Here is a 430-nt window from a genome sequence, read left to right on the forward strand (position 1 = left end):
CTATAAAGGAAGCTATCGCTATAAATATCACAATCAAGGTACGGATTGTAAACAGTTGGCTTTTCTCGTTCATTTTTTTAATAACATGGCCCTTGAGAAAATCCAGCGTCAGAGTTGATGATGAAGCCATGACAAGTGATGAAAGCGTGGATATGGACGCGGCAAAAACCAATACGATAACAATGCCGATCAATATATCAGGAAACCCTGAAAGCATGGCCGGTATAATTGAATCAAAAATAATAGCGCCGGCTTTATTATAAGCGATGTTTTCTGATCCCGCGTACAGCCTGCCGAAACTGCCCAAGAAATAACAGCCGCCCGCTACTATAAGCGCAAAAAATGTCGATACTATAGCGCCCTTGCTTATCATTTTTTCGGATTTAATGGAGTAAAATTTTGAAACCATCTGCGGCAATCCCCATGTTCC

Annotated in this window: 1 protein-coding gene; it reads right to left on the reverse strand. The window is 41.2% G+C overall.

The features are described from left to right. Positions 1–409, reverse strand: a 409-nt coding sequence (locus tag ACYVRH_RS14725; RefSeq protein ID WP_461257611.1) for a sodium:solute symporter family transporter, incomplete at its 3' end; no start/stop codon positions are given. Between the last annotated feature and the right edge of the window lie 21 nt (positions 410–430).

The organism is Treponema sp. R80B11-R83G3 (assembly GCF_054786115.1).